Annotated in this window: 8 protein-coding genes; 4 read left to right on the top strand and 4 right to left on the bottom strand. The window is 60.8% G+C overall.

What is annotated here, in order from left to right:
- Nucleotides 1–106: 106 nt before the first annotated feature.
- A complete protein-coding gene (gene pdxR / locus QM716_RS28105) occupies nt 107–1,498 on the bottom strand; it encodes a MocR-like pyridoxine biosynthesis transcription factor PdxR (protein ID WP_283307528.1) in 1,392 nt (463 codons plus the stop codon).
- 49 nt (nt 1,499–1,547) lie between these two features.
- On the opposite strand from pdxR, the gene QM716_RS28100 reads away from it, so the two are divergent.
- Complete coding sequence (locus QM716_RS28100) at nt 1,548–2,006, top strand: carboxymuconolactone decarboxylase family protein (RefSeq protein ID WP_283307527.1); 459 nt, start codon at nt 1,548–1,550, stop codon at nt 2,004–2,006.
- 475 nt (nt 2,007–2,481) lie between these two features.
- On the top strand, nt 2,482–3,279 hold the full coding sequence (locus QM716_RS28095) for an SDR family NAD(P)-dependent oxidoreductase (protein WP_283307526.1): 798 nt from the start codon (nt 2,482–2,484) through the stop codon (nt 3,277–3,279).
- Nucleotides 3,280–3,293: 14 nt separating this feature from the next.
- On the opposite strand, the gene QM716_RS28090 is transcribed toward QM716_RS28095, so the two are convergent.
- Complete coding sequence (locus tag QM716_RS28090) at nt 3,294–4,415, bottom strand: GGDEF domain-containing protein (RefSeq protein ID WP_283307525.1); 1,122 nt, start codon at nt 4,413–4,415, stop codon at nt 3,294–3,296.
- 175 nt (nt 4,416–4,590) lie between these two features.
- Here QM716_RS28090 and QM716_RS28085 point away from each other — a divergent pair, with 175 nt between their 5' ends.
- Both QM716_RS28085 and QM716_RS28080 read left to right on the top strand, forming a co-directional pair.
- On the top strand, nt 4,591–5,235 hold the full coding sequence (locus QM716_RS28085; protein WP_283307524.1) for a GntR family transcriptional regulator: 645 nt from the start codon (nt 4,591–4,593) through the stop codon (nt 5,233–5,235).
- Nucleotides 5,235–6,509, top strand: coding sequence for an MFS transporter (locus QM716_RS28080; RefSeq protein ID WP_283307523.1), 1,275 nt, complete (start codon nt 5,235–5,237; stop codon nt 6,507–6,509). Before QM716_RS28085 ends, QM716_RS28080 begins: the two co-directional genes overlap by 1 nt.
- Nucleotides 6,510–6,564: 55 nt before the next feature.
- On the opposite strand, the gene QM716_RS28075 is transcribed toward QM716_RS28080, so the two are convergent.
- Nucleotides 6,565–6,885 carry a hypothetical protein gene (locus tag QM716_RS28075; protein WP_283307522.1) on the bottom strand — a complete coding sequence of 107 codons (321 nt, stop codon included), beginning with the start codon at nt 6,883–6,885 and terminating at the stop codon, nt 6,565–6,567.
- A gap of 180 nt (nt 6,886–7,065) precedes the next feature.
- A complete protein-coding gene (locus QM716_RS28070) occupies nt 7,066–8,367 on the bottom strand; it encodes a M1 family metallopeptidase (RefSeq protein WP_283307534.1) in 1,302 nt (433 codons plus the stop codon).
- Nucleotides 8,368–8,375: the final 8 nt, after the last annotated feature.

Raw genomic sequence — 8,375 nt, 5'->3', positions numbered from 1 at the left:
ACACTGTCGTCGCCTCAGATCGACCGAACGTACCGTTCGCACGATCAGGGCAGGGCACAAAGGCCAGCAGGGCGGGGCAGGCAGAACCGGCAAACCCCGTGGGCTCCTATCGCAGCGCAGCCTGTAGCACCTCGCAGAGCACATCCAGCGTCCTCGGGTACTGGGACTTCGTCGGCGTGCTGTAGCCGACGACGATGCCGTCACCTCCGACTGACGACACGTCGGGGTGACGGAAGGCGGACAGTCCTTCGAGGCCGAGATCGTGCGCCTGCGCAGCAGCAAGCACGGCTTGTTCGCTGCCGGAAGGAAGTCGGATCACAGCGTGAAGTCCCGCGGAGATCCCCGCGATCCGGACTTGGGGCACTTGCCGAGCGAGCGTCGTAACCAGTTGATCGCGTCGTCGTCGGTAAGTGGCGCGCATCTTCCGAATATGGCTGTCGAATCTTCCGGACTCGATGAAGTCTGCCAAAGTCAATTGATCCGTTGAACTGACCCAGCGTTCGTAGGGTCCTTTTGTTGCGAGTACGGGTTCGATCAGCCTGTCCGGCAACACCATCCACCCAATTCGAATCGCCGGCGACAGTGTCTTGCTGACAGTGCCGAGGTAGGCAACCTGCTGCGGCGCGATTCCCTGGAGTGCTCCGACAGGCTTTCTGTCATAACGGAATTCGCCGTCGTAGTCGTCCTCGATGATGACGCCGCCTGTGCTCGAGGCCCATTCGACAGCGGTTGCACGCCTTGCCGGAGTCAGTGGTCCACCGAGAGGGAACTGATGCGTCGGGGTCAGAAGCGCGCTGCGGGTGGATGTTGATGCCAATTCTTCTGTGCAAGTTCCGGATTCGTCGACCGAGATGGGAACTGTTCGTAATCCTTCGTCGACAAGTAGCTGCCGGTGAAGATGAAGGCAGAAAGAATCGACTGCAATCGCTCCGCCGAGGGCACGGGCGAGTAGGGAGATCCCGTGACCCGAGCTGGCACTGATCACAATGCGGTTCGGGTCGACGCGAACTCCTCTGGCTCGGCTCAGGTAGGTGGTGAGGGCGTTTCGGAGTTCGACTCGGCCCCTGGGGTCAGTGGCGGCGAATGCGTCGTTCGGTGCGGCAGTCAACGCGCGTCTGGCGGATGAAATCCATGCAGCGCGGGGAAACGCCGACACGTCCGGCGATCCCGGGAGAAGGCTGTAGGTGAAGCGCGGTCTTGTCGGCGACGGATCGGTCCCGCGGACGTGTGCGTCGGCCAGTGTAGCGACTACGGTCCCCGAACCCTGCCGTGTGACGAGCCATCCAGCCGCAGCAAGCTCGGCATAGCAGTCCGCAACGGTGTTTCGTGCGACGCCGAGGTCGAGTGCCAGGGTGCGGGAGGGTGGAAGCCTGGTGCCAGGTTTCAACAGCCCACTGTCGATCGCGTCGCGCAGCGTCTGTAGCAGCGCAGCTCGAATCCCGATTCCTTGCGGTAGTTCGATATGCAGATCGAACCCAAGATTGGCCCATGAATTCATCACCGGATTGAACCATGTTTCGGGGTCTTTTCGGGCTTACGGTTTAGGTATGACTACAACAACAGGCCAACGAATCGACATTGCGAAGCTGGCACCCGAGGTCTACAAGGCGATGATTGCGTTGGATGCCGCTGCGCGTCAGGGGCTGGAGCCGACGCTTGTCGAATTGGTCCTCACTCGCGCGTCGCAGCTGAATCATTGCGCATGGTGCTTGGACATGCACACGCGTGATGCTCGAAAGGTCGGGGTGACGGAGCAGAAGCTCTATCTACTGAACGCGTGGGAAGAAGCGCGAGGGATGTACTCAGATCGCGAACGCGCCGCTCTTGCCTTGACCGAGGCCGTCACAGTCCTTACCGACGGTTTCGTTCCGGACGAGGTGTACAGCGAGGCAGCCGGCGAATTCTCGGACGAGGAACTGGCCCAGCTCATCAGCGTCATCTTGACGATCAATGCGTGGAATCGCATCGCGGTGACCACGAGGAAGGCGCCTCCGGTCCGAAGCTGACCCGAGCCGCATCCTCTGCGTTCGATCAGGCGTCCTTTGTCTCAGCCGGAGATTTGGGTAATCGTTCCAAAGGCGACCAAAAGATTGATTTCGAGGGTGAACAAAACCGAAGAAATCTCTAAATGTGAGGCAAATCGCATTACAGATGCTCGGACGAACGTACCGAGCGCGTGCAGGTTGTCCGAATTCCGACATACCAGTCTCGGTTGAAATCTCCAGTCAAGGGGCCCGCCATGCGGGCCCCTTCTTTTTGCGCGCGGACCGAATGGGCCCTTTTTGGGTTGATCGTGACGGTAGTGCGGTTGAACAAGATTTCAGTCACGGGCTTGAAGCCGGCCCGGAGGGCACCCGCAAGTTGGCTGTTGTCACCTGCGGCGGTGAACTCCAATTCGAGGACGGTGTGGGGAACTACGCCGGCGATCCCCGATCTCTCTTCGTAGAGATCGGGGATTGCCTGTTGGATAGTGTCGCAGGCATGGATCTTCACCTTTCTGGGAAACGTGCCATAGTCGCCGGCGGCAGCAAGGGGATCGGCCTGGCCATTGCCAGAGGTCTCGCAGCTGAAGGGGTTGATGTCGCGATACTTGCGCGCACAGAATCGACTGTCCTGGACGTTGCCCGAGATTTGACGTCGGAGTTCGGAGTTCGAGCTATCGGCATCGCGACCGACACGCGTGACGACGACGCAGTCCAGAGGTCGGTGCGGCGGGTGGTCGAAGAGTTCGGCGGCGTCGACATTCTGGTCAACTCGGCCGCGACGCCGTTCAGTGCGGGTCGATCGTTCGACTTGGAGGCGACCTCCGATGATGTCGTTCGTGGTGAGATCGACGTCAAAGTGCTGGGGTACCTGCGCACTGCCCGCGCAGTAGCGCCGTATCTGATCGATCAGGGCTGGGGCCGGATCATCAACATCAGCGGTTTGGGGGCCAGACAGGCCACTTCGATCGCCCACACGATCCGCAACGTCAGTGTGTCGGCGCTGACCAAGAATCTTGCAGACGAGCTGGGCCCCAAGGGAATCAACGTCACCGTCGTCCATCCGGGGGTGACGCGAACGGAAAGGTTGACCGCACGGATCGCGCGCGAGTCGGAAGATTCCGGCCGGCCGCCGGCGCAAGTGGAAGAGGGCATCGCGACGAACTCGATTCACCGGATCATCGACGCCGAAGAAGTAGCGGACGTCGTGACCTTCCTGGCGTCGCCGCGGAGCATCGCGATCACCGGCGACGCAGTGGCTGTCGGCGGGGGAGTGCCGGGGCCGGTCTACTACTGATACCTCGCGTGCCGCTACCTGGTCGCAGTGGTGACGATCGTGTGAACGCGTCCGCCGCCGAGTCTCTTGCTTTCGTACATCGCCGAATCGGCGACTTTCTGCATGTCCGTGAATGCCCCCGTACGTTCTTCGCCGGCAACAAATTTGTGGGTGCGCACGGCGATTCCGATGCTCGACGTCGACTGGATCTCGTCGGCATTCGAGTGCATTGCCGGCCCGATCGAGTCGAGCATCGGGCCGATTGCCGGGACCGGAAGTCGTTGAACGAGGATGAATTCGTCGCCACCGACTCGCGCGACGACAGCATCGGTATGTGCCCAAGACGACAAGCGCTGTGCCACTCGAAGAATGATGCGATCGCCGACGTCGTGACCGTGGACGTCGTTGATCGTCTTGAACCGGTCGATGTCGATCGCGATCACGAGTAGAGCCGCAGATTCTTGACGCTCGAACCCCCCGAGTACCTTCTCGACGTGGCGGTCGAGGCCACGACGGTTCAAGAGGCCGGTGAGAGGATCGAGGTCGGAGCTGGATGCGTCCATGCTGAGCATCGTCAGCACGATCTGCGAGATGAACGCGCAGACCACGAGTGCGGTGACGACCACCAGCAGTTTTGAAACACCTAGTGCTGGATCGCGATCCGGCCCGAACAAAATTGGCTGCGCCGCGACCCCGATTACCGAGACTGAAAAAACCAGGTGGGCAACCTGCAACTTCGGGTTGTGAAAGTAGGCGATGTAGATGCCGATCAGGGCAAAAATGACGCAGGTGAACAATCGTGCAAGCTGGTAGGAATCTCCAACGATGGAGATCGTGACTGCGATGTCGCAGAAGACCACGAAACCGAACGAGCGACGCTTCGTGGGGCCGAAGACCCACCATGAGACTCCGACCATGAAGCACGCGATCACGACAACAGTGTTGAAGAACAGCGCAATCGTGCTCGTGGGCCCCGCAGGGCTGAACCTGTTGAGTAGCGCGCACACTCCCAGCCCGATGACAATGATGCCAAGTAGTAGCCGAGTGGCAGTAGTGAGGCCGTTATCGCGAAGATAGCGAGTGAAGCGGTCGTATTGATCGGGAAGGGTCAACCACTCGCGGGTCAGCGTCCTCATGGACTTCATCTGCGGCGTCATGGGTGCTTCAGTGTGCGATGGCGGGGGTGTGCACCGCTCATCGTGAACCGACTCCTCTTCTGTCCTGCACCTTGCAATGCTAACTGGATCGATGCCGCATTGGACTGAGATGTTCGGATCGGTGACCCGAAAGTCTTGGTTGCGCGAGCGTGGAGTATAAATACATCTTGTGTCTATGTTGTATTCCGCTTCCGAAACCGTCTTCCGCGAAGTCAAGGAACTGATCCTTTCCGGCGAACTCGCCGGAGGGGAGTTGATCAGTGAGGGTGACATCGCCGCACGGACCAGTGTGAGTCGAACGCCAGTGCGTGAGGCGTTTCTGCGTCTTGAAGCGGAGGGCTGGATGCGCCTCTATCCGAAGAAGGGGGCGTTGATCGTCCCGGTCGCGGACGGGGAAGCGGAACACGTGGTCAGCGCCAGGCAGCTCGTCGAGACTCAAAGCGTTCGAGTGGTGTCGGTCCGACCGCACGCGCGCGAAGCACTTGTCGCAGCTTTGCGTGCAAACCTGATCGAGCAACGTGAGGTTGCTCAGCGTGGGGATGTGGCCGCATTCAGCGCAATCGACGCCGACTTTCACAAGATGATCGTCGCGGCGGGTGGGAATCCACTGCTCGACTCGTTCTACTCGAGCCTGCGCGACAGGCAACGTCGGATGACAGCGCGGTCGATCTCGCGCGACCCTGGCCAACTACCTCGGATACTGGCGGACCACACCGCGCTGACCGACCTCGTCGAATCTGGCGATGCTGACGGATACAACACCGCCGTTCTCACACACATGCGCCAGGTACACGGCCTCGGCTTCGAAGGAACTCTGTGATGAGCACGCAAACGATGGGCGTTGGGACCGCGGTCGATCGTCGTCCAGGCAGTGAACGCGGCAACGGCGGGAAATGGCTGTGGCTGACCGTCGCCGCCAGTATGTTCGCCGCGGCCTGGGGCGGCAACGAATTCACTCCACTACTGGTCATGTACCGACTCGACCACGGCTATTCGCCGGTGATGGTCGATTTCTTCCTCTTCGCCTACGTGGTCGGGATCGTGCCTGCCCTTCTGCTCGGCGGACCGCTGTCCGATCGATTGGGCCGACGCCCGATCATGCTTCCGGCGCCGATCATCGCGATCGCCGGTTCGGCGCTTCTCGCTTTCGGCGCCGACTCCGCCGCTGTCCTGATTTTGGGAAGAATCCTCTGCGGCATTGCCTTGGGGATCGGCATGGCCGTGGGCGGTTCGTGGGTGAAGGAGTTGTCCACGCAGCCTTGGGATTCGGCGGCGTCGGAAGGGTCGGGAGCCCGGCGAGCAGCGATGAGTCTGACCGCCGGCTTCGCCTTGGGTGCGGGTGCTGCGGGAATCTTGGCGCAATGGGCGCCCATGCCGAGTGCGTTGGCGTACGTGCTGCACATCGTGATCACCGTACTTGCGGGCGTGGCGCTGTGGCGTGCGCCCGAAACCCGACCGGCTCAAGCAAAAGATGATCGTCGACGGCTCATCGATGACCTCAAGATCCCCTCGGCAGGCCATCGCAGATTCCTCTACGTCGTTGTTCCCTTGGCTCCGTGGGTGTTCGGTGCTGCCAGTGTCGCGTATGCAGTAATTCCGGCGTTGATGACCGGGCACAGTGGCGATGCGCCCGTGGCCTTTTCGGCTTTGCTGTGTATGGTCGCGCTGACATGCGGATTCGCGATTCAGTCGTTGGGGCGCAAGATCGATACCGATCGCAGTGCGCGGGGCGCTGTAGTGGCGCTGGTGTTTCTGGTGGTCGGTATGGCGGGCGCTGCTCTGGTTGCGTCGACGTTGACCGTGGCCATCGCGATCGTCGCCGCAGCGATCCTCGGCTGCGGGTACGGCATGGCATTGGTGTCCGGATTGCTGGAGATCCAGCGAATCGCGGGCCCGGACGATCTGGCAGGGCTGACCGCAGTGTTCTACTCGATCACCTACATCGGGTTTGCCGTGCCGGCGCTGTTGGCAATGCTGTCGGAAAGCATTCCGGCGCTGAGCTATACGGTGACTCTTCTGTTCGGATCAGTTGCCGCAGCTGCTTGCCTGGTGCTGATCCTTTTCAAGTCGCGTTCACATCTTCCGACTGCATGAGGCCGCCGGGTCCGCCGACTCCCGCGAGAGCCGGCGGATCGGGTGAATCATGCATCTACAGTTGCGGACCCGTTCTCGAAACTGTGAACCGGACTGTGAACCGAACTGTGTACTGACGGGTGTCGACGAACGAGACTTCTCCCCAACCTTCGGCTGAGATGGTGAGGGTGACCCGTACCCAGAAGTCCGGGGTATGAATCTCGTCCGATGTGCGAATTATTTTGTTGCTCAAGGAGATAAGGGAGAATGGGGCCGCGAGTGACGACAACGAGAACGGCGGCCAGTGCGAGTCTGCCATCACCGCTATCAACGTCGGAGCGTCCGCGAGAGTGGCAGCTACGCCGCCGGCACCGAAGCCGAAAAGTGCTGTGGCCAAAGTAGTCAGGCTCAGAAATGGCAGCCCGTCTGTGTGGCCGCCACCCAGATCTGCAACCTCGCCGACGGCAAAGGCTAAGATCGGAGCGACAACCCCGATCGCAAAACATGGTAAAGGTTAGGCAAAGCTAATCGGCGCTTTCGGAATGTTTCGGCGTGGTGGTACGGCTGAGTGAAAGCGTCAGAGTCGAGGCAACGAGCCTTTATTCAGCCAAGCATCCCAGAGAGGGCGCAGTGGAGTGTCCGTGAAACGTGAAGCGAGATCGGTGAATTGCTCGGTGCTGACCGTGCCGTGCCGATGCTTCGTGGTCCACTGACGGATCAGTTCGAAGAACTTCTCATCTCCGAGAACGCCGCGCAGAGTGTGCAGCGTCAACGCGCCCCGCTTGTAGATTCGATCGTCGAACATCAAGGCAGGTCCGGGATTGCCGACGATCAAGTCCTGAGATTTACGCCCGAGCCCCTGATAGGCGTTGGCGGCCAGTTGGTCGGAGGACGGGCCGCCGGAATTCTCGGACCAGATCCACTCTGCGTAACAGGCAAAGCCTTCGTGCAGCCAGATGTCGGACCATTGTCCGAGGGTGAGACTGTTGCCGAACCACTGGTGGGCAAGCTCGTGCGCGACAAGACGTTCGGAACCGCGTCGGCCGGTGCAGTGGTTGGCTCCGAAGATCGAGAGCCCCTGCGCTTCGATGGGAATTTCGAGTTCGTCGTCGGTGACCAGTGCTGTGTAGTCGGCAAAGGGGTACGGGCCGAACAGCTCTCCGAAGACCTCGAGCATCTGAGGTTGGCGGCCGAAATCGACGTCGAACGCTGCGCGCAGCCGCGGCGGATGAACGGCGAAGACCGGCACCGGGCCGGCGCTCACCTGTCGGTGCTCGTACTGGCCGATCTGAATGGTGGCCAGGTAGGTTGCCATCGGTTCGGTCTGTTCGTAGACCCACGTCGTCTGACTGGCGCGGGTCTGCTTGCGGATCAGTTTGCCGTTGGCAAGGGCGTAGAACGGCGAATCGGTGGTGATCGAGATGCGGTAGGAGGCTTTGGAAATCGGGTGGTCGTCGCATGGGAACCAGGACGTCGCGCCGTTGGGCTGACTTGCGACCAATGTTCCTTCGTCGAGTTCCTCCCAACCGACTTCGCCCCACAGGCTCTTGATCGGCTCGGGGTTGCCGCTGTACGCGATGGTGACCGACAGGGCACCGCCCGCCGGGATCTTGGTGGACGGTGTGACGATCAGCTTGTTGTTCAAGTGCGCGTACTTGGTGCCGCGGGCACCGTTGACCGACACCTTGGATACCTGCAAGTTCTGCGCGAGGTCGAAGCTGAATTTGGATCGGCTCTCGGTGGTGACAGCAGTGATGACAGCCTTGCCGGCGAGACGGTTACTGAAGACTTTGTACGTCAGATCCAATTCGTACCGAGACACGCGGTAGCCGCGGTTGCCGTTGTGCGGTAAGTACGGATCGAGCGGCTCCTCGAGCATTCGGTTCG

It is taken from the genome of Rhodococcus sp. IEGM 1409 (assembly GCF_030056735.1).
GTDB lineage: Bacteria > Actinomycetota > Actinomycetes > Mycobacteriales > Mycobacteriaceae > Rhodococcus_F.
The sequence above is the reverse complement of the archived record's forward strand: the minus strand, read 5'-3'. Positions and strand labels throughout refer to the sequence as shown.

Coding starts and splice junctions, on each gene's coding strand:
- pdxR (WP_283307528.1), bottom strand. CDS start 1,498: ATGAATTCATGGGCCAATCTTGGGTTCGATCTGCATATCGAACTACCG.
- QM716_RS28100 (WP_283307527.1), top strand. CDS start 1,548: ATGACTACAACAACAGGCCAACGAATCGACATTGCGAAGCTGGCACCC.
- QM716_RS28095 (WP_283307526.1), top strand. CDS start 2,482: ATGGATCTTCACCTTTCTGGGAAACGTGCCATAGTCGCCGGCGGCAGC.
- QM716_RS28090 (WP_283307525.1), bottom strand. CDS start 4,415: ATGACGCCGCAGATGAAGTCCATGAGGACGCTGACCCGCGAGTGGTTG.
- QM716_RS28085 (WP_283307524.1), top strand. CDS start 4,591: ATGTTGTATTCCGCTTCCGAAACCGTCTTCCGCGAAGTCAAGGAACTG.
- QM716_RS28080 (WP_283307523.1), top strand. CDS start 5,235: ATGAGCACGCAAACGATGGGCGTTGGGACCGCGGTCGATCGTCGTCCA.
- QM716_RS28070 (WP_283307534.1), bottom strand. CDS start 8,367: ATGCTCGAGGAGCCGCTCGATCCGTACTTACCGCACAACGGCAACCGC.